Genomic DNA, 18690 nt, shown 5'->3' with positions numbered 1-18690 from the left:
CACTGACGGTTTTTTGCATGAAGAGATGAAACTGACCGATAAGCCGCTTTCTTTCGGGTATAGCGTCGTGGACAGTCATTCATCCTGTCGCCCTGTAAAAGCAAAAACCCGCCGAAGCGGGTTTTATGAAGAAGTGAAACTGACCGATAAGCCGGGTTCTGTCGTGGACAGTCATTCATCTAGGCCAGCAATCGCTCACTGGCTCAAGCAGCCTACCCGGGTTCAGTACGGGCCGTACCTTATGAACCCCTATTTGGCCTTGCTCCGGGTGGAGTTTACCGTGCCACGGACTGTTACCAGCCGCGCGGTGCGCTCTTACCGCACCCTTTCACCCTTACCTGATCCCACTTGCGTGGGCCATCGGCGGTTTGCTCTCTGTTGCACTGGTCGTGGGTTTCCCCCCCAGGCGTTACCTGGCACCCTGCCCTATGGAGCCCGGACTTTCCTCCCCTCCGCCCGTCTCCCCGAAAGGACGACGACGAAGCGGCGACTGTCTGGTCAGCTTCGGCGCGCAGTATAGAGGGTTCGCGCGACTTTGTCACCCTGCGCTGCGCATTCCTATCGCCAGAGCGGCAGCAACATTTCTGGATGCCCGATAAATATTGTCAAAAGCGCCCCGAAAAGCCTCCTCCAGCGTCACGATGCGCGTGAGTACGCTAAAGACAGCGTCGATGCCATAGTGATGCACTATCCCTACATCGTGCGTCAGGCTGCCGGCAATGCCAATCACTGGCTTATGATATTTTTTCGCCACATTCGCGACGCCAATCGGCACTTTACCGCGAATACTTTGGCTATCAATCCGCCCTTCTCCCGTCACCACCAGCGTACAGTCGTGGATATGCTCCTCCAGGTTCAGTGCCGCCGTGACAATTTCGATTCCGCTGCGTAATTCCGCACCGAGAAAAGCCATTAACGCCGCCCCCATACCGCCTGCCGCGCCTGCGCCGGGCGCCGCCTTTACGTCGACATTCAGCGATTTTTTTATGATGTCGGCATAGTGAGCAAGATTTCTGTCCAGCTCAACAATGTTCTCTTCGGTCGCGCCTTTCTGCGGCCCAAAAATTCGTGATGCGCCGTTGTCGCCGATCAGAGGATTAGAGACATCGCAAGCGACACGAATCGCGCAGAGTTTTAAACGGGGATCGAGCTCTGAAATATCAATGTCGCTTAGACAATGAAGGCTTCCGCCACCGTAACCGATATCCGCGCCGTTTTCATCGCGCAGTTTTGCGCCTAACGCCTGCATCATCCCTGCGCCGCCGTCATTTGTCGCGCTACCGCCAATGCCGATAATGATATTGCTTGCGCCGCTTTCCAGCGCCTGCAATATCAGCTCCCCCGTTCCCCGCGAGGTAGTAATCAAAGGGTTGCGTTTTTCTGGCGGAACCAGCGCCAGTCCGCTGGCCGCCGCCATTTCAATAAAGGCGGTTTTACCATCCCCGGACATTCCCCAGCAGGCTTTCACTTTTTCACCCAACGGCCCGGTCACCCATGCGGCGCGTTCAACGCCCTGCGTCGCGGCAATCATGGCTTCGACCGTTCCTTCGCCGCCATCGGCAACCGGAACAGAGACATATTGCGCATCGGGGAAAATTTCCCGAAATCCTTTTTCTATCGCCTGCGCTACCTCGGCGGCAGAAAGGCTTTCTTTGTAGGAGTCGGGGGCAATTACGATTTTCATAGTGGTAGCCTGTTACTGCACAACGCCGGATGGCGTTTCACTTATCCAGCCTGAAATTCAGGCCCGGATCGCTACACGCCATCCGGGCACAACGTCGTTAGCGAGTGACTTCCACTTTCGCCAGTTTTTCGTAGTAGCACGCCAGCGCGCTATGGTCGTCATTACCGTGTCCATCCGCGCGTAACGCCTGCATCATTTCCATAACGGCGGCGGTCAGCGGGAGCTGCGCGCCAACGCCGTGGGAGGTATCCAGCGCATTCGCCAGATCTTTAATGTGCAGATCGATACGGAAACCTGGCTTAAAGTTTCGGTCCATGACCATCGGCGCTTTCGCATCCAGTACCGTGCTGCCAGCCAGACCGCCGCGAATCGCCTGATAGACCAGATCCGGGTTGACGCCCGCTTTAGTCGCCAGCGTCAGCGCTTCAGACATGGCGGCGATATTCAACGCCACGATCACCTGGTTAGCCAGTTTTGTGACGTTGCCTGCGCCGATATCGCCGGTATGCACCACGGAACCCGCCATCGCTTTCATCAGGTCGTAGTACTTGTCGAAAATGGCTTTATCGCCCCCCACCATCACCGACAGCGTGCCATCAATCGCCTTCGGCTCGCCGCCGCTGACCGGCGCATCCAACATCTCAACGCCCTTCGCCTTCAGCGCATCGCTGATTTCACGGCTTGCCAGCGGCGCGATAGAACTCATATCAATCAATACGGTTCCCGGCTTCGCGCCTTCGATGATACCGTTCTCGCCCAGCGCAACTTCTTTCACATGCGGAGAGTTAGGCAGCATCGTGATGATGACGTCACACTGTTCAGCGATCGCCTTCGCCGTAGAGGCCGTTTCCGCGCCTGCGGCAATGACGTCGGCAATCGCTTCAGGATTACGATCGGACACCACCAGCGAATACCCTGCTTTCAGTAAGTTTTTGCTCATGGGCTTACCCATGATGCCTAAGCCAATAAAGCCAACTTTCATCGTCATAGCGTTCTCTCTTTCCATACCAGGATTATTTTTTAAAGGTGTCGGCAAGTTTCTGCGTGCTGGCGCGGAATGCGCCTAAATCGCTGCCAACGGCGACAAAGGTCGCGCCCCATTCCAGATAACGGCGGGCATCCGCCTCTACCGGCGCCAGAATGCCGCACGGTTTACCGTGCGCTTTAGCGCGGGCGAAAATATGTTGAATCGTCTGCTGCACGTCAGGGTGAGAAGCATTGCCGAGATGACCCAGCGCGGCGGCCAGATCGCTGGGGCCGACAAAAATGCCATCAACGCCTTCCGTTGCGGCGATGGCATCAACATTGTCGACACCCAACTGGCTTTCGATTTGAACAATAATGGTGATGTTTTTGTTCGACTGCGCAAAGTAATCAGGCACCGTACCGAACATATTCGCGCGGTGAGAAACGGAAACGCCGCGAATGCCTTCCGGCGGGTAACGTGTCGAGGCGACGGCGCGAGCCGCTTCCTCTTGCGTTTCAACAAAGGGGATCAGGAAGTTATAAAACCCAATATCCAGCATCCGTTTGATAATGACCGGTTCATTGGTTGGCACACGTACCACAGGCGCGCTGGCGCTGCCTTTCAATGCCATTAACTGCGGAATTAAGGTGGTCACATCGTTCGGCGCATGTTCGCCATCCAGCACCAGCCAGTCAAATCCCGCCAGACCGAGAACTTCGGTGGTGATTGGGCTTGCCAGTGCAGACCAGCAGCCAATCTGCACCTGTTGCGCCGCCAGCGCCGCTTTAAACTTATTCGGGAAAATAGCGTTATTCATCGCTTATACCTTCGCTTATTTCTTTAATTCTCTACATGTGATGCCGCCACCATAACTTATAGCAACGACAATAAAATGCTTATCTGAAATCAGAATGGATCTCCACATTCTATTTCTAATGTGGTACACATCCTGTAGCACAATATACCGTTCTGATATCTTTATCGTCTTTTATTATTATCATGGTATTTTCAAATAACTCGTCAGATACACTGAATTCGCCATTCAGTATAAACAGCCTATGGCGGATAATCATTGTGCAAACGCTCATTAAAAAGGGATTATTTAACGCTTATTTTTGAGCATACGCCCATGATACTGGGCGCTAATGCACACATTTACGCTTTACCCGGCCTACATAAAAAATTTCATAATTTGCGGTGATCTGGATCACATTCTTATATTTATACTCCTGTCATTCTTATTTCATTATGCATGAACTTTATTTCTTATATTGAGATTTAACGATTTAACCATAACCAAAATAGATAATCCTATTTCTATCATCCAGGCTGGAGAATGTTGAACAATGGCCAATATCGAAATTCGCCAGGAATCGCCATCGGCGTTTTATATAAAAGTACATGAAACCGATAATGTCGCAATTATTGTTAATGACCACGGTCTTAAAGCCGGAACACGTTTTCCGGATGGCCTGGAACTGACTGAACATATTCCGCAAGGCCATAAAGTCGCTCTGACGGATATCCCCGCTCACGGCGAAATCATCCGTTATGGCGAAGTCATCGGTTATGCGGTACGCGACATCCCGCGCGGAAGCTGGATCGACGAGTCGCTGGTTGAACTGCCAAAAGCGCCGCCGCTGAATACGCTACCGTTGGCGACCAAAGTACCGGAACCGCTGCCGCCGCTGGAAGGCTATACGTTTGAGGGCTATCGTAACGCCGATGGCAGCGTCGGCACCAAAAATCTGCTTGGCATTACCACCAGCGTGCACTGTGTGGCGGGCGTGGTCGATTATGTGGTGAAAGTAATTGAGCGCGATCTGCTGCCCAAATACCCGAATGTCGATGGCGTTGTAGGGCTAAACCATCTGTACGGCTGCGGCGTGGCAATCAACGCGCCGGCGGCGGTCGTGCCGATTCGCACGATTCATAATATCGCGCTCAACCCCAATTTTGGCGGCGAAGTGATGGTGATTGGCCTCGGTTGCGAAAAACTGCAGCCGGAACGGCTGCTGGAAGGCACCGAGGATGTTCCCGCCATCGCCGTTGAAAGCGCCAGTATTGTGCGTTTACAGGACGAGCAGCATGTCGGCTTTAAATCAATGGTCGACGATATTTTGCGGGTCGCCGAACGCCATCTGACGAAACTGAACCAGCGCCAGCGCGAAACCTGCCCGGCCTCCGAGCTGGTCGTCGGGATGCAGTGTGGCGGCAGCGATGCGTTTTCCGGCGTCACGGCAAACCCGGCGGTGGGTTATGCTTCCGATCTGCTGGTACGCTGCGGCGCGACCGTCATGTTCTCGGAGGTCACCGAAGTGCGCGATGCCATTCATCTTCTGACGCCGCGCGCCATCAACGAAGCCGTGGGTAAACGCCTGCTGGATGAAATGGCCTGGTACGATAACTATCTTGATATGGGGAAAACCGATCGCAGCGCTAACCCGTCCCCTGGCAACAAAAAAGGCGGCCTGGCGAACGTCGTGGAAAAAGCGTTGGGCTCTATCGCTAAATCGGGTAAGAGCGCCATTGTCGAAGTATTGTCGCCGGGCCAGCGCCCCACCAAACGCGGCCTGATTTACGCCGCGACGCCCGCCAGCGATTTCGTCTGCGGCACGCAGCAGGTCGCTTCCGGCATTACCGTACAGGTCTTTACCACCGGACGCGGCACGCCGTACGGGCTGATGGCGGTGCCGGTAATTAAAATGGCGACGCGTACCGAGCTGGCGAACCGCTGGTATGACTTAATGGATATCAATGCAGGCACCATCGCCACGGGTGAAGAGACAATCGAAGATGTGGGCTGGAAGCTGTTTCACTTTATTCTCGATGTCGCCAGCGGCCGGAAAAAGACTTTCTCGGACCAGTGGGGATTGCATAACCAGCTGGCGATATTTAACCCGGCGCCAGTGACCTGATCCAGTCAGTACCCTTCTCCGACCAGGGTATAGCCGCATAATCTGTAGACCGGGTAAGCGCCAGCGCTACCCGGTATTTTTTCACCCTTAGTCTGTAGTCTGAAGCACGTCTGCCCGACATGCTTTTTTTATGCCTAACTTTCGATAACTTCCATTTTATTTCGAAACTTTCATTTATCAGATCAAAATCACAAAAAAACATTCCGAAAGCCTATAAATTCTTTCACAGAAAACAAACGAAAGATTTCGGAGGAAGGATGTTTATCATTTCAGGCAGAACAATGCTAAAGAAGGCGCAGCAGGAAGGTTATGCTGTGCCGGCGTTTAACATCCACAACCTGGAGACATTGCAAGTGGTGGTGGAAACCGCCGCAGAATTGCGCTCTCCGCTGATTGTCGCCGGTACGCCAGGCACCTTTAGCTACGCAGGCGTCGGTAATATCGTGGCCATCGCCGCAGAACTGGCGAAAAGCTGGAACCATCCTCTCGCGGTACATCTCGATCATCATGAAAAACTGGCCGACATTAAAATGAAAGTCGCCGCCGGGGTACGCTCGGTCATGATCGACGGGTCGCATTTCCCCTTTGCCGACAATATTGCGCTGGTGAAAAGCGTGGTTGATTACTGTCATCGCTACGATGTCAGCGTTGAAGCTGAACTTGGGCGTCTCGGCGGGCAGGAAGACGATCTTATCGTTGACGGCAAAGATGCGCTTTATACCCATCCGGAACAGGCCCGGGAATTTGTAGAAAAAACGGGTATCGACTCGTTAGCCATTGCTATCGGCACCGCTCATGGCCTCTACACCGCTGAACCAAAACTTGATTTTGAACGACTGACGGAAATTCGTCAGCGGGTTGATGTCCCCTTAGTCCTTCACGGCGCCTCTGGCCTGCCGACCCGCGATATTACCCGCGCTATTTCGCTGGGCATCTGCAAAGTTAACGTCGCGACCGAGCTAAAAATCGCCTTTTCCGACGCGCTTAAAAACTATTTAACGCAACACGCAGAGGCCAGCGATCCCCGCCATTACATGATCCCGGCGAAAGCGGCCATGAAAGAGGTTGTACGTAAAGTGATTGCCGACTGCGGTTGTGAAGGGAAGCTCTAAAGCCCCCGGATTTAGCACGGCAAAGGGCGTTTTCATAGCTGGATCACGAAAGCCATTATTATCCTTTGCCTTCAAACCAAAAATATTATGAAGATAAACAAAAGATATCGGAGCCAGAAGTGAAAGAAATAATTTCTCGTCACAAAGCAGGGGAACAGATAGGGATCTGTTCCGTATGTTCAGCACACCCGCTGGTGATTGAATCTGCATTACGTTTTGATCTGAATAGCGGGAACAAAGTTCTGATCGAAGCGACCTCTAACCAGGTTAATCAGTTTGGCGGTTATACCGGCATGAAACCGGCTGACTTTCGTGATTTTGTCTATGGCATCGCCCAGGAAGTGGGTTTTCCACGAGAACGGCTTATTTTAGGCGGCGATCACCTGGGACCTAACTGCTGGCAAAACGAACCTGCAGATACGGCGATGGAAAAATCCGTCGAACTCATTAAGGCTTACGTCGCTGCCGGGTTTAGCAAAATCCATCTTGATGCCTCTATGTCCTGCGCTGACGACCCGACGCCGCTGGACCCAATGGTTGTCGCTAAACGCGCCGCCCTGCTTTGCCAGGCAGCGGAAACGACGGCGACCGACGAACAAAAACGCCATTTAACCTATGTTATCGGCACTGAAGTTCCGGTTCCGGGCGGGGAAGCCAGCGCCATTAACGCCGTACATGTTACCCGCGAACAGGATGCTGCCCGCACGCTGCAAACGCATCAGGCTGCTTTTCGCGCCCTGGGGCTGGATGAGGCATTGAACCGGGTTATCGCGATTGTCGTACAGCCGGGCGTTGAATTTGATCATACCCAGATTATTCATTATCAGCCGCAGGCGGCACAGGCGCTCTCCGCATGGATAAAAGAAACGCCGATGGTCTATGAAGCGCATTCGACTGATTATCAGACGCGACAGGCCTACCGCGCCCTCGTTCGCGATCATTACGCCATTCTGAAGGTCGGCCCAGCGCTCACTTTCGCGCTGCGCGAAGCCATTTTCGCACTTGCGCAAATGGAAAATGAGCTGGTATCCCCAGAACAACGTAGCCGCGTGATGGAAGTTATCGATGAAGTGATGCTAAACGAGCCAGGCTACTGGAAAAAATACTACCGTCCAACCTGGAGCCAGGCGATGATCGACATCCACTTTAGTTTGTCTGACCGTATTCGCTATTACTGGCCGCACCCGCGTATTCGTCAAAGCGTAGAGAAGTTAATCGCCAATCTGAACAACGTCACATTGCCGCTGGGATTAATTAGCCAGTTTATGCCCGTACAGTTTGAACGCCTGTCTGAGGGCGTGCTCACCCCCACGCCGCATAACCTGATTATTGACAAAATTCAGGATGTTCTGCGCGCTTATCGCTTCGGTTGTACGCCGGATGTCGCCTGAATAATGGAGAATCTATGAGCCAACTATTTGTCCGAACCGGAATCACATTCGACTCGAGCCAACAGGCGCTGGCGCACATTGGCAAAGAGATGCTGGCGAAAGGCGTGGTACATGATAGTTATCCGCAGGCGCTGGTGGAACGTGAAGCGTCTTTTCCTACCGGCATTGCGCTGGAGCGTCACGCCGTCGCTATCCCTCATTGCGAGGCGGTTCATGCGAAATCACCCGCTATCTATCTGATTCGTCCAGATAAGCCGGTCATGTTTCAACAGGCGGATGATGACGAAGAGATTGCCGTTTCGTTAATCATCGCCTTAATCGTTGAAAACCCGGCGGCACAGCTAAAACTTCTGCGCCGCCTGTTTAGTGAGCTACAGAACCCAAGCACCCTCGATGCCCTGTTAAGCGCGCCGGATGCCGAACTGGCGATACGCTTTCAGGAAACCATCCTTGAGCCTGAGCAGTGCGCCCAGGTTTGATAATAAATTGATAATAATGAGGAATACCCTATGAAACGTAAAGTAATTGTGGCCTGTGGCGGTGCGGTTGCAACCTCAACGATGGCTGCGGAAGAAATTAAAGAGCTGTGTGATGCCAACCATATTGAGCTCGACTTAGTGCAATGCCGGGTCACCGAAATCGAAACCTATATGGACGGCGCCGATCTTATCTGTACCACTGCCAGGGTCGATCGCGCCTTTGGCGATATTCCCGTCGTTCACGGTATGCCTTTTGTTTCCGGCGTGGGTATTGAAGCATTACAGCAAAAAATTCTGTCCATTCTCATGGGGTAACGTATGTTTAGCGAAATAATGCGTTATATCCTCGACTTAGGCCCAACGGTGATGTTGCCTCTGGTGATCATCGTGTTCTCTAAACTGCTGGGAATGAAGCTTGGGGATTGTTTTAAATCGGGTTTGCATATTGGTATCGGCTTCGTGGGTATTGGTCTGGTCATCGGCCTGATGCTGGATTCTATCGGCCCCGCGGCGAAAGCCATGGCGGAACATTTCCAAATCAATCTCCACGTTATTGACGTCGGCTGGCCGGGTTCATCGCCCATGACCTGGGCGTCACAAATCGCGCTGGTCGCGATCCCTGTCGCCATCGGGGTTAACGTCCTGATGCTGGTGACCCGCATGACCCGCGTGGTGAATGTCGATATCTGGAATATCTGGCACATGACCTTCACGGGCGCCATGCTGCATCTGGCGACCGGTTCATACTGGCTGGGGATTCTGGGCGTTGTGGTTCATGCCGCCTTTGTCTACAAACTGGGGGACTGGTTTGCCAAAGATACCCGCGACTATTTTGGCCTTGAGGGGATTGCTATCCCACACGGTTCATCCGCGTACCTGGGCCCCGTGGCGGTGCTCGTTGATACCATCATCGAGAAAATTCCGGGCCTCAATCGTATTCACTTTAGCGCAGACGATGTCCAGAAACGCTTCGGACCGTTTGGCGAGCCGGTGACTGTCGGCTTCGTGATGGGGCTGGTGATTGGTGTACTGGCAGGCTACGACGCCAAAGCCGTTCTGCAACTGGCGGTCAAAACCGCAGCGGTGATGCTGCTTATGCCACGCGTCATTAAACCTATTATGGATGGCCTAACCCCTATCGCGAAACATGCGCGTAAACGTCTACAGGCCAAATTTGGCGGGCAGGAGTTCCTGATAGGCCTTGATCCAGCGCTACTGCTCGGTCATACCTCTGTTGTCTCCGCGAGCCTGATATTCATTCCGCTGACCATCCTGATTGCCGTCTTAGTACCGGGGAACCAGGTTCTGCCGTTCGGCGACCTCGCCACCATCGGTTTCTTTATTGCGATGGCGGTCGCGGTACACCAGGGCAACCTGTTCCGCACGCTGATTTCAGGTGTCATTATCATGGGTATCACCCTGTGGATAGCCACGCAGACGATTGGCCTGCATACCCAACTGGCTGCCAATGCCGGAGCGCTAAAAGCTGGCGGACAAGTCGCCTCGCTGGATCAGGGCGGTTCCCCCATCACCTGGCTGCTGATTCAACTTTTTACCTGGCAGAATATCGTCGGCTTCGCCGTCATTGCCATTATCTATCTGGCCGGCGTACTGCTGACCTGGCGTCGCGCCCGACAGTTTGTCGCGGCTGAGAAAGCCACGGCGCTACAGCAAAGTCAAATCGCCTCTTAATTTTAGGGGAGCAATCGCTCCCCTCACCTTCCTGGAGAATGTTATGAAATCAGTGGTTATTCACGCTGAGGGAGACGTGCGCGTTGAAGAACGCCCCTTACCACAACTGCAAGCCGAGGACGATGTGTTGGTCAAAGTCGTTAGCTCAGGGCTTTGCGGGTCGGATATCCCGCGTATTTTCGCGCAGGGCGCCCATTATTATCCTATTACGTTAGGCCATGAATTCAGCGGCTACGTAGAATCCTACGGCACAGGCGTAACGGATATGCAGCCCGGCGATGCCGTCGCTTGTGTCCCGCTTCTTCCCTGCTTTCACTGTCCGCAATGCGAACGCGGTTACTTTTCTTTATGCAGACAGTATCAGTTTGTAGGATCGCGCAGCGAAGGCGGTAATGCGGAATATGTGGTGGTCAAACGGGCCAATCTTTTCCGCTTGCCGTCTGATATGCCGATTGAAGATGGCGCGTTTATCGAACCGATTACCGTGGGCTTACACGCCTTTCATCTGGCGCAGGGCTGCGAGGGGAAAAACGTAATTATCGTCGGTGCCGGGACAATTGGCCTGCTGGCCTTACAATGCGCGCGGGAACTGGGCGCTCGAAGCGTAACGGCGATTGATATCAATCCGCAGAAACTGGAACTGGCGAAAGCGCTCGGCGCAACGCATACCTGTAATAGCCGGGAAATGACCGCCGACGACATCCAGACCGCGTTGTCCGGCATTCAGTTTGATCAACTGGTTCTCGAAACGGCAGGAACTCCCCAGACCGTCTCGCTGGCTATCGATATCGCCGGGCCGCGCGCGCAACTGGCGCTGGTGGGGACGTTACATCACGATCTCACCCTGACAACGCGTACATTCGGATTAATTTTGCGTAAAGAGCTCACGCTCCTCGGCAGTTGGATGAACTACTCCGCGCCATGGCCAGGAGAAGAATGGGAAACCGCAGCGCGCCTGTTGGCTGAAAAACGTCTTCAACTGACCCCTCTCATTGCCCATCGCGGCGATGCGGAAAGCTTTGCAGAAGCAGTCAAAGCGCTTAATGGCGCGCCCATGCAGGGCAAAATCTTACTTCAACTTTCCTGATGGTACGAGCCAGCAACCTGCGCTGGCTCACATTTCCTTTCGAAATTTAGCGTTCACCTTTCGCAATCCTTCGATTAAACTAGTTACAGTTAATTATCAGGCAAATCAATATGAACTCATTTGAGCGAAGAAATAAAATTGTCGACCTGATTAATACGCAAGGCAGCGTGCTGGTGATGGACCTTTCAAATACCTTTGGTATTTCTGAAGTGACTATCCGCGCTGACCTGCGTCTGCTGGAAGAGAAAGGCCTTGTCACCCGTTTTCATGGCGGCGCGGCAAAACCGGGAAGTCATCTGGCGGAAGGCGACAATCAGGAAGTCATTCTGGAAGATCGGTATCAACTCGCCAGCGATCCGAAAAAGCGGATTGCCCAGGCGGCTGCGGCAATGGTTGAAGAAGGAATGACCATCATCCTGGATAGCGGGAGCACAACATTACTGATTGCGGAAGCGCTCGCGCGAAAAAGCAATATTACGGTGATCACTAACAGCTTGCCTGCCGCTTTTACGCTATCAGAAAATAAAGATCTCACGCTGGTGGTCTGCGGAGGTACGGTACGGCATAAAACCCACTCAATGCACGGCACGATTGCGGAACGATCGCTACACGGCATCAGCGCCGATGTCATGTTTGTCGGGGCGGATGGCATTGATGCGACAAACGGTATTACCACGTTTAACGAAGGTTATTCCATTAGCGGCGTCATGGCGGCGGCGGCACACAAAGTTATCGCGGTACTGGACGCGACCAAATTTAACCGTCGCGGCTTTAACCAGGTATTGCCGATGGACAAGATCGACTGTGTGATAACCGATGACACTATCAGCAAACAGGATAAAGCGGCATTAGCGAAAACAGGCGTGGAATTAATGATCGTCTAAAAAGGAGTCGGTTATGCGTTGCTGATCGCGAGAGTAAGCCCGAAGGAAAGGCCCGGCCCGCTATCACCGCCCAATGCCCCCATCAATTTACCCACATCAATCACCTGATTGAGTATTAACACGATGGCGATAAAAGGCGGTTCCCGGGCGCTCGCTTTTATTCTTCCTGCTGCTCCAGCGCGTACTTATACAGCGCATTTTTCTTCACGCCGTGAATTTCTGCTGCCAGCGCCGCCGCTTTTTTCAGCGGCAGTTCTGCCTGTAGCAGCGCCAGCGTGCGCAACGCGTCGGCGGGCAGGTCGTCTTCTTGCGCTTTATGGCCTTCGACAATCAGCACCATTTCGCCTTTGCGACGGTTTTCATCTTCTTTGACCCACGCCAGCAGCTCGCCGACCGGCGCGCCGTGAATGGTTTCCCAGGTTTTGGTCAGCTCACGCGCCAGCACCACATAACGGGATTCTCCCAATACCGCGACGATATCTTCCAGGCTATCTAACAGGCGGTGGGTTGACTCATAAAAAATCAGCGTTCGCGGTTCCGTTTCAATGGCTTTTAGCGCATCACGGCGGCCTTTGGATTTCGCCGGTAAAAAGCCTTCATAGCAGAAACGGTCAGATGGCAGGCCAGCGGCGCTCAGGGCGGCAATCGCCGCACATGGCCCTGGTAGCGGCACCACGCGAATCCCCGCTTCACGGCAGGTACGCACCAGGTGATAGCCGGGGTCATTAATTAGTGGCGTACCGGCGTCGGAAACCAGCGCAATGTTCTGCCCTTCTTTTAGCTTCGCGACCAGCGTTTCCGCTTTCTGTTGTTCGTTATGGTCGTGCAGCGCGAACAATCGGGCATTAATCCCAAAATGTTGCAGCAATAAACCGGTATGACGAGTGTCTTCAGCGGCAATTAAATCAACGGCTTGTAAAACTTCCAGCGCGCGTTGAGTAATATCAGCCAAATTCCCGATAGGAGTAGGTACAATAAAGAGTTGGCCCTGAGAATTATCCGCCGATTCGTTTTGTTTCATTGTGTCGTCCGTATTGCCGATTTAATATTGAGCATTGCGTAAAAAAATATCACTGGATACAGTATGGTACCCTCAACATTTTCTCGTTTGAACGCCGCGCGCGCGCTGCCTGTCGTCCTGGCTGCGCTACTTTTCGCCGGGTGCGGCACCCAGGCGCCAGATCAAAGCGCAGCCTATATGCAGGGTTCAGCGCAAGCTGACTCCGCCTTTTACCTGCATCAGATGCAGCAAAGCGCAGATGATAGCAAGACCAACTGGCAATTACTCGCCATTCATGCACTGCTGAAAGAAGGAAAAAGCCAGCAGGCCGTCGACCTGTTCAACCAACTCCCGCAAAATCTGAATGATGCCCAGCGTCGCGAACAGTCTTTATTAGCGGTAGAAATCAAACTGGCGCAAAAAGATGTCGCAGGCGCGCAGGCCTTGCTGGATAAACTAAAACCCGCCGACTTTGCGCCACATCAGCAAGCGCGTTACTGGCAGGCGCAGATCGTTGCCAGCCAGGGACGCCCGTCGCTTACCCTATTGCGGGCGTTAATCGCCCAGGAACCGCTACTGGCGGCGAAAGAGAAACAAAAAAATATCGACGCCACCTGGCAGGCGCTCTCCGCCATGACGCCGGATCAGGCCAGGACGCTGGTTATCAACGCCGATGAAAATGTGCTTCAGGGCTGGCTGGATCTGCAACGCGTCTGGTTTGACAACCGCAACGATCCGGACATGCTGAAAGCCGGGATCGCCGACTGGCGAAAACGCTACCCGCAAAATCCGGGGGCGAAAATGCTGCCGACGCAGCTCGTCAATGTACAACGTTTTAAACCAGCTTCCACCAGCAAAATCGCTCTGCTGCTGCCGCTGAACGGTCAGGCTGCCGTGTTTGGCCGTACCATCCAGCAAGGTTTCGAAGCCGCGAAAAACCTCGGCACCCAGGCGGTGGAAATGCAGCCTGCCGCCGCGCCTGACGCGCCGGTCGAACCTGGCGTGGAGGAGACGCAACCACAAATGACCAACGGCGTCGCCAGTCCGTCGCAGGCCTCGGTGAGCGATCTGACTGATGACGCTCCATCCCAGTCCGCTACGCCAGTCAGCGCGCCACAAACTCCCCCTGCTACAGCAAGCGCGCCGGCGGATCCCTCCGCTGAATTAAAAATCTACGATACCTCTTCCCAGCCGTTGGATCAGGTGCTCGCTCAGGTTCAGCAAGACGGCGCCAGTATCGTGGTCGGGCCGCTGTTGAAAAACAATGTGGAAGCGCTGATGAAAAGCAACACGCCGCTCAACGTGCTGGCGCTCAACCAGCCGGAAACTGTACGTAGCTTCCCTAATATCTGCTATTTCGCGCTCTCTCCTGAAGATGAAGCCCGTGACGCGGCGCATCATATTTATGACCAGGGCAAGCAGTCGCCGCTGCTGTTGATCCCACGCAGCGCGCTTGGCGATCGCGTGGCGAACGCCTTCACCCAGGAGTGGCAAAAACTGGGCGGCGGCATCGTGTTACAGCAAAAATTCGGCTCCGTAGCCGAGCTGAAAATGGGCGTGAACGGCGGCGCGGGTATCGCGTTGACGGGCAGTCCGGTCGCCGCCAGCGTGCCTGCGCAGCCTGGCGTCACCATTGGCGGTCTGACCATCCCTGCGCCGCCGACCGACGCGCAAATCACCGGCGGCGGACGCGTAGACGCGGTCTATATTCTGGCTACGCCGGAAGAGATTGGCTTTATCAAACCGATGATCGCCATGCGTAACGGCACCCAGAGCGGCGCGACGCTGTATGCCAGCTCCCGTAGCGCGCAAGGCACCTCCGGCCCCGACTTCCGTCTGGAGATGGAAGGTTTACAATACAGTGAAATTCCTATGCTGGCAGGCGGCAATATGCCGTTGATGCAGCAGGCGCTGAGCGCTGTACATAACGACTATTCTCTGGCGCGGATGTACGCCATGGGCGTGGATGCCTGGACGCTGGCGAACCACTTTTCGCAGATGCGTCAGGTGCAGGGGTTTGAGATCAATGGTAATACCGGCGCATTAACTGCCAGCCCGGATTGTGTGATTAACAGGAAGTTATCATGGCTCAAATACCAGCAAGGGGAGATTGTTCCCGCCAGCTAACGCGTAAACAGGCTGGCGACGCGTGGGAAGCTGCCGCGCGTCGCTGGCTGGAAAGCAAAGGACTGCGGTTTATCGCCGCCAACGTGCGCGAGCGCGGCGGCGAAATCGATCTGATCATGCGTGACGGAAAAACGACGGTTTTTGTTGAGGTCCGCTATCGGCGCTCCGGGCTTTATGGCGGCGCGGCGGCTAGTGTGACCCGCAGCAAGCAACACAAATTATTACATACTGCCCGCTTGTGGCTCGCCCGCCAGAATGGGAGTTTTGATACTGTGGATTGTCGGTTCGATGTGTTAGCCTTCACCGGAAATGAGATTGAGTGGTTTCGGGATGCGTTTAACGACCACTCATAATTGAAGATTTTAAGGATTAGCGTGCTCGAAAGAATCAAAGTTTGCTTTACAGAAAGCATTCAAACTCAAATTGCTGCGGCGGAAGCGCTTCCGGATGCCATTTCCCGCGCCGCCATGACGCTGGTTCATTCCCTGCTTAACGGCAACAAAATCCTCTGTTGTGGAAACGGGACGTCCGCGGCCAACGCACAGCATTTTGCTGCCAGCATGATTAACCGCTTTGAAACGGAGCGACCCAGTTTACCCGCCATTGCACTAAATACCGATAATGTGGTCTTAACTGCGATCGCTAACGATCGCCTGCACGATGAAGTTTATGCAAAACAAGTCCGGGCGCTGGGACATGCAGGCGATGTTTTATTGGCGATCTCTACGCGTGGTAATAGTCGCGATATCGTAAAAGCCGTTGAAGCAGCCGTCACACGTGACATGACCATTGTGGCGCTAACCGGGTATGACGGGGGTGAGCTGGCCGGACTATTAGGGCCGCAGGATGTTGAAATTCGTATCCCTTCACACCACAGCGCGCGCATTCAGGAAATGCATATGCTGACGGTAAACTGCCTGTGCGATTTGATCGATAACACGCTTTTTCCTCACCAGGATGATTAAGGAGTACACATGAAGGCATTTTCGCCGCTCGCAGTCCTTATTTCTGCGTTGCTATTGCAAGGTTGCGTCGCCGCCGCGGTAGTGGGTACGGCAGCCGTCGGCACCAAAGCCGCAACCGACCCGCGTAGCGTGGGCACCCAGGTGGATGACGGAACGCTGGAACTGCGTGTCAGCAGCGCGCTGTCGAAAGATGAGCAAATCAAAAAAGAGACGCGCATCAATGTCACGGCTTATCAGGGCAAAGTTTTGTTAGTGGGTCAGTCGCCAAACAGCGAACTCTCCGCACGCGCGAAACAGATAGCGATGGGCGTTGAAGGCACCACCGAGGTCTATAACGAGATTCGCCAGGGTCAGCCTATCGGCCTGGGGACCGCCTCTAACGATACCTGGATCACCACGAAAGTTCGCTCACAGCTACTGACCAGCGATCAGGTAAAATCGTCAAATGTGAAAGTCACCACCGAAAATGGCGAAGTGTTCCTGCTGGGCCTGGTGACTGAACGTGAAGGTAAAGCGGCAGCAGACATCGCCAGCAGGGTGAGCGGCGTGAAACGCGTAACCACCGCCTTTACGTATATTAAGTAACCGGTGTGCCGGGTGGCGATAAAAATGTGTAAACCGCGTCGCCATCCGGTAAATCATCCGGCTTCGCTACTCCGCTTTTTCCCGCAGTTGCGATGAGGTCAGAATCGTCACGCCTTCTTGTGCTGGCGCCAGCGCTTCCGCCAGCATGGCCCGCGCCACATCCCGCGCATCAATCGATTTCCAGTTTCCTGGCAACAGCCGAAATAGCGGAGCGAAAAGCGTTTCATTCACCCGCCGCGTTGTTCTGTCGCCGAGCAGCATAGAAGGCCGGGCAATCGTCAAACGAGGCCAATTTTGCGCGATTAACGCCTCCTCCATTTCTCCTTTCACCCGATTGTAGAAAAACGGAGAGTGCGCGTTTGCTCCCATTGCGCTGACCACCAACATGTGCTGCGCGCCCAGCCGACGCCCGGTCAGCGCGGTATCAACCACCAGCGTATAATCCGCATGAATAAACGCCGCTTTACTTCCCGCTTCACGCCGGGTCGTGCCCAGGCAGCAAAAAACAATATCTACCGGGTCGGTCACCTGAGCTAACGCGTCGGTAAGCTGCGGATCGTGAGGGTTATAAACGCCGACAATATCCGTCAGCGGACGACGCGTCGGCGCGGCGATAGCGCTCACCTGCGGCGTGTTGATTAACATTCTCAGCAGATGTCCGCCGACCAGTCCGGTCGCGCCGGTAATCAGTACCTGACTCATCCTCGCTCCTTTACAGATTTGTCCACCTTGCACTCTCGGCCCTATCGACCAGGCTTAATAGTCTACGAGGTAAGTATCCATCATTGTGGAAAATTTGCCTTACCCGACGCCACCACTGCGGAGGAAACGCATGAGTAAGAAAATTGCCGTTTTGATTACCGATGAATTTGAAGATTCAGAATTTACCTCGCCGGCAGCAGAATTCCGTCAGGCCGGCCATGAGGTCATCACCATCGAAAAAGAGGCGGGTAAAACGGTGAAAGGAAAAAAAGGCGAGGCCAGCGTCACCATTGATAAGGCTATTGATGACGTTCGTCCCGACGAGTTCGACGCCTTGCTATTGCCGGGAGGTCATTCGCCGGACTACCTGCGCGGCGACAGCCGTTTCGTGGATTTTACCCGCGATTTCGTTAACAGCGGTAAACCGGTTTTTGCCATTTGCCACGGCCCGCAGTTGTTGATCAGCGCCGATGTCATTCGTGGCCGCAAACTCACGGCGGTGAAACCGATTATTATCGATGTGAAGAATGCGGGCGCGGAATTTTACGATCAGGAAGTCGTCGTCGATAAAGATCAGCTGGTGACCAGCCGCACGCCTGACGACCTGCCGGCATTTAACCGCGAGGCACTACGCCTGCTGGGCGCGTGAGTCGCGTAACCAGTGCAGTTTTTTACCAAACCCCAGCGTGTTGTCGGTGAATTTAATCTCATCCAGCCGGATTTCCCATACCGGCGCTGGCAGCACCCTGGCGACCGGGAAGCGACGAAGGTAAGCTTTACGCGCGGCGTCGCTCTCCTGCCCCTCCAGACGGCGAATTACCCCTTTAAACTGCACGCCGCGAATGCGCGTCACCGTTTTCGGCTGACCATTGACCGTTCCCGCAACTGGCGCGCACGCGCCGGACATTTGCGCATGGCGGGTTTTATCATCCGTTAACAGATACAGCGCGACGTTTTGCGCATCGAACAAATAAAACGCATTGGCGCACCACAGCTCTCCCTCATGGTGTACGCACCAGGTCACCACGTGTTGTTTCGCCAGCCAACGGCCAATAGCGGTAAGTGTGTCCATCTTTATTCTCGCTTATACTGGGAAC

Annotated in this window: 19 protein-coding genes and 1 other RNA gene; 13 read left to right on the top strand and 7 right to left on the bottom strand. The window is 54.1% G+C overall.

Annotated elements, in window-relative coordinates:
- Positions 1 to 131 precede the first annotated feature (131 nt).
- The 4 genes from rnpB to garL form a co-directional block, all read right to left on the bottom strand.
- An RNA gene (gene rnpB / locus LDB27_RS02910) (RNase P RNA component class A) lies at positions 132 to 506 on the bottom strand.
- A 32-nt stretch (positions 507 to 538) separates the two neighbouring features.
- On the bottom strand, positions 539 to 1684 hold the full coding sequence (garK, locus tag LDB27_RS02905) for a glycerate 2-kinase (protein WP_000706462.1): 1146 nt from the start codon (positions 1682 to 1684) through the stop codon (positions 539 to 541).
- Between the two features lie 97 nt (positions 1685 to 1781).
- Positions 1782 to 2672, bottom strand: coding sequence for a 2-hydroxy-3-oxopropionate reductase (gene garR / locus LDB27_RS02900; protein WP_000178106.1), 891 nt, complete (start codon positions 2670 to 2672; stop codon positions 1782 to 1784).
- 25 nt (positions 2673 to 2697) lie between these two features.
- Positions 2698 to 3468 carry a 2-dehydro-3-deoxyglucarate aldolase gene (gene garL, locus LDB27_RS02895; RefSeq protein ID WP_001057715.1) on the bottom strand — a complete coding sequence of 257 codons (771 nt, stop codon included), beginning with the start codon at positions 3466 to 3468 and terminating at the stop codon, positions 2698 to 2700.
- Between the two features lie 529 nt (positions 3469 to 3997).
- Here garL and garD point away from each other — a divergent pair.
- The 8 genes from garD (at position 3998) to LDB27_RS02855 (ending at position 12214) form a co-directional block, all read left to right on the top strand.
- On the top strand, positions 3998 to 5569 hold the full coding sequence (gene garD, locus LDB27_RS02890; protein WP_001273722.1) for a galactarate dehydratase: 1572 nt from the start codon (positions 3998 to 4000) through the stop codon (positions 5567 to 5569).
- Positions 5570 to 5826: 257 nt separating this feature from the next.
- On the top strand, positions 5827 to 6681 hold the full coding sequence (locus LDB27_RS02885; protein ID WP_000469977.1) for a tagatose bisphosphate family class II aldolase: 855 nt from the start codon (positions 5827 to 5829) through the stop codon (positions 6679 to 6681).
- 119 nt (positions 6682 to 6800) lie between these two features.
- Positions 6801 to 8072: a tagatose-bisphosphate aldolase subunit GatZ gene (gene gatZ / locus LDB27_RS02880; RefSeq protein ID WP_001530800.1), complete on the top strand. Its 1272-nt coding sequence runs from the start codon at positions 6801 to 6803 to the stop codon at positions 8070 to 8072.
- Positions 8073 to 8086: 14 nt separating this feature from the next.
- Positions 8087 to 8551, top strand: coding sequence for a PTS galactitol transporter subunit IIA (gatA, locus tag LDB27_RS02875; protein WP_000080444.1), 465 nt, complete (start codon positions 8087 to 8089; stop codon positions 8549 to 8551).
- 30 nt (positions 8552 to 8581) lie between these two features.
- Positions 8582 to 8866 carry a PTS galactitol transporter subunit IIB gene (gene gatB, locus LDB27_RS02870; protein ID WP_000824293.1) on the top strand — a complete coding sequence of 95 codons (285 nt, stop codon included), beginning with the start codon at positions 8582 to 8584 and terminating at the stop codon, positions 8864 to 8866.
- Between the two features lie 3 nt (positions 8867 to 8869).
- Positions 8870 to 10243, top strand: a complete 1374-nt coding sequence (locus LDB27_RS02865) for a galactitol-specific PTS transporter subunit IIC (RefSeq protein ID WP_000490601.1) — start codon at positions 8870 to 8872, stop codon at positions 10241 to 10243.
- 43 nt (positions 10244 to 10286) lie between these two features.
- Entirely contained in the window at positions 10287 to 11330 is a 1044-nt protein-coding gene (gatD, locus tag LDB27_RS02860) for a galactitol-1-phosphate 5-dehydrogenase (RefSeq protein ID WP_000844184.1), read from the top strand.
- 110 nt (positions 11331 to 11440) lie between these two features.
- Entirely contained in the window at positions 11441 to 12214 is a 774-nt protein-coding gene (locus LDB27_RS02855) for a DeoR/GlpR family DNA-binding transcription regulator (RefSeq protein ID WP_001083899.1), read from the top strand.
- Positions 12215 to 12371: 157 nt separating this feature from the next.
- On the opposite strand, the gene rsmI is transcribed toward LDB27_RS02855, so the two are convergent.
- Positions 12372 to 13235, bottom strand: a complete 864-nt coding sequence (rsmI, locus tag LDB27_RS02850; RefSeq protein WP_000812288.1) for a 16S rRNA (cytidine(1402)-2'-O)-methyltransferase — start codon at positions 13233 to 13235, stop codon at positions 12372 to 12374.
- A 63-nt stretch (positions 13236 to 13298) separates the two neighbouring features.
- On the opposite strand from rsmI, the gene LDB27_RS02845 reads away from it, so the two are divergent.
- Genes LDB27_RS02845 through dolP form a run of 4 tightly spaced genes read left to right on the top strand, consistent with a single transcriptional unit; the run spans position 13299 to position 16891 of the window.
- Positions 13299 to 15341, top strand: coding sequence for a penicillin-binding protein activator (locus LDB27_RS02845; RefSeq protein ID WP_000249222.1), 2043 nt, complete (start codon positions 13299 to 13301; stop codon positions 15339 to 15341).
- Positions 15299 to 15694 (top strand): YraN family protein, encoded by a 396-nt coding sequence (locus tag LDB27_RS02840; RefSeq protein WP_000057285.1) that lies wholly within the window; start codon positions 15299 to 15301, stop codon positions 15692 to 15694. Before LDB27_RS02845 ends, LDB27_RS02840 begins: the two co-directional genes overlap by 43 nt.
- A 21-nt stretch (positions 15695 to 15715) precedes the next feature.
- The gene (gene diaA / locus LDB27_RS02835; RefSeq protein WP_000893481.1) at positions 15716 to 16306 is read left to right on the top strand and encodes a DnaA initiator-associating protein DiaA; all 591 of its coding nucleotides are present in this window, start codon (positions 15716 to 15718) and stop codon (positions 16304 to 16306) included.
- A 9-nt stretch (positions 16307 to 16315) separates the two neighbouring features.
- On the top strand, positions 16316 to 16891 hold the full coding sequence (gene dolP, locus LDB27_RS02830; RefSeq protein WP_000643280.1) for a division/outer membrane stress-associated lipid-binding lipoprotein: 576 nt from the start codon (positions 16316 to 16318) through the stop codon (positions 16889 to 16891).
- 66 nt (positions 16892 to 16957) lie between these two features.
- Here dolP and LDB27_RS02825 read toward each other — a convergent pair whose 3' ends face one another.
- Positions 16958 to 17593, bottom strand: a complete 636-nt coding sequence (locus tag LDB27_RS02825) for an NAD(P)H-binding protein (RefSeq protein WP_001530791.1) — start codon at positions 17591 to 17593, stop codon at positions 16958 to 16960.
- Between the two features lie 130 nt (positions 17594 to 17723).
- On the opposite strand from LDB27_RS02825, the gene yhbO reads away from it, so the two are divergent.
- Complete coding sequence (yhbO, locus tag LDB27_RS02820) at positions 17724 to 18242, top strand: protein/nucleic acid deglycase (protein WP_000037599.1); 519 nt, start codon at positions 17724 to 17726, stop codon at positions 18240 to 18242.
- On the opposite strand, the gene LDB27_RS02815 is transcribed toward yhbO, so the two are convergent.
- Entirely contained in the window at positions 18222 to 18665 is a 444-nt protein-coding gene (locus LDB27_RS02815; protein WP_000380407.1) for a YhbP family protein, read from the bottom strand. The genes yhbO and LDB27_RS02815 overlap by 21 nt on opposite strands.
- Between the last annotated feature and the right edge of the window lie 25 nt (positions 18666 to 18690).

The sequence above is a fragment of the Salmonella sp. JXY0409-18 genome (assembly GCF_020268625.1).
Classification (GTDB): Bacteria; Pseudomonadota; Gammaproteobacteria; order Enterobacterales; family Enterobacteriaceae; genus Salmonella; species Salmonella enterica.
Note: the sequence above shows the minus strand (reverse complement) of the source record. Positions and strands in the feature narration are given on the sequence as shown.

Coding starts and splice junctions, on each gene's coding strand:
- garK (WP_000706462.1), bottom strand. CDS start 1,684: ATGAAAATCGTAATTGCCCCCGACTCCTACAAAGAAAGCCTTTCTGCC.
- garR (WP_000178106.1), bottom strand. CDS start 2,672: ATGACGATGAAAGTTGGCTTTATTGGCTTAGGCATCATGGGTAAGCCC.
- garL (WP_001057715.1), bottom strand. CDS start 3,468: ATGAATAACGCTATTTTCCCGAATAAGTTTAAAGCGGCGCTGGCGGCG.
- garD (WP_001273722.1), top strand. CDS start 3,998: ATGGCCAATATCGAAATTCGCCAGGAATCGCCATCGGCGTTTTATATA.
- LDB27_RS02885 (WP_000469977.1), top strand. CDS start 5,827: ATGTTTATCATTTCAGGCAGAACAATGCTAAAGAAGGCGCAGCAGGAA.
- gatA (WP_000080444.1), top strand. CDS start 8,087: ATGAGCCAACTATTTGTCCGAACCGGAATCACATTCGACTCGAGCCAA.
- gatB (WP_000824293.1), top strand. CDS start 8,582: ATGAAACGTAAAGTAATTGTGGCCTGTGGCGGTGCGGTTGCAACCTCA.
- LDB27_RS02865 (WP_000490601.1), top strand. CDS start 8,870: ATGTTTAGCGAAATAATGCGTTATATCCTCGACTTAGGCCCAACGGTG.
- gatD (WP_000844184.1), top strand. CDS start 10,287: ATGAAATCAGTGGTTATTCACGCTGAGGGAGACGTGCGCGTTGAAGAA.
- LDB27_RS02855 (WP_001083899.1), top strand. CDS start 11,441: ATGAACTCATTTGAGCGAAGAAATAAAATTGTCGACCTGATTAATACG.
- rsmI (WP_000812288.1), bottom strand. CDS start 13,235: ATGAAACAAAACGAATCGGCGGATAATTCTCAGGGCCAACTCTTTATT.
- LDB27_RS02845 (WP_000249222.1), top strand. CDS start 13,299: ATGGTACCCTCAACATTTTCTCGTTTGAACGCCGCGCGCGCGCTGCCT.
- LDB27_RS02840 (WP_000057285.1), top strand. CDS start 15,299: ATGGCTCAAATACCAGCAAGGGGAGATTGTTCCCGCCAGCTAACGCGT.
- dolP (WP_000643280.1), top strand. CDS start 16,316: ATGAAGGCATTTTCGCCGCTCGCAGTCCTTATTTCTGCGTTGCTATTG.
- LDB27_RS02825 (WP_001530791.1), bottom strand. CDS start 17,593: ATGAGTCAGGTACTGATTACCGGCGCGACCGGACTGGTCGGCGGACAT.
- yhbO (WP_000037599.1), top strand. CDS start 17,724: ATGAGTAAGAAAATTGCCGTTTTGATTACCGATGAATTTGAAGATTCA.
- LDB27_RS02815 (WP_000380407.1), bottom strand. CDS start 18,665: ATGGACACACTTACCGCTATTGGCCGTTGGCTGGCGAAACAACACGTG.